This window comes from Streptomyces bugieae, from assembly GCF_036352915.1.
GTDB classification, from domain to species: domain Bacteria; phylum Actinomycetota; class Actinomycetes; order Streptomycetales; family Streptomycetaceae; genus Streptomyces; species Streptomyces endophytica.
Genome location: NZ_JAZBJP010000165.1, coordinates 1 through 450, shown reverse-complemented (window position 1 = coordinate 450; position 450 = coordinate 1). Strand labels below are relative to the sequence as shown.

Sequence of the window (450 nt, the reverse complement as noted above, 5' to 3'; positions counted from 1 at the left end):
GCTGGAGTCGGTCCGCGAGTACGGCGCCGAGTGGCTGGCCGCGACCGGCGACACCCGGCGGATGCGGCGCCGCCACCGGGACTGGTTCCTGGGGCTCGCCACCTGGTGCGAACTGGACTGGTTCTCCCCGCGCCAGGCGGAGGTGGCGGCCCGGATCGACAGCGAGCTGCCCAACCTGCGCCGGGCGATGGAGTGCTCCATGGAGAGCGCCGACGAGGTCCACCTGGCGCAGCACCTGGCGGGCTCGCTCTGGTTCTACTGGGCCGGGTGCGGCCGGCTCTCGGAGGGGCGGTACTGGCTGGAGCACGTACTGGAGGAGCCGACCCCGTACGACGCCTCGCGGCTCAAGGTGCTGTGGGTGCTGGGTTATGTGGCGGTGCTCCAGGGGGACGCGGTCGGGGCGGTCTCGGCGCTCCAGGAGTGCCGGGAGGAGGCCGAGCGGTCCGGGGA

Annotated in this window: 1 pseudogene; it reads left to right on the top strand. The window is 73.6% G+C overall.

Annotated features, from left to right (window positions below):
* Positions 1–450 (top strand): annotated as a pseudogene (locus V2J85_RS40700) (regulator); the annotation flags it as partial.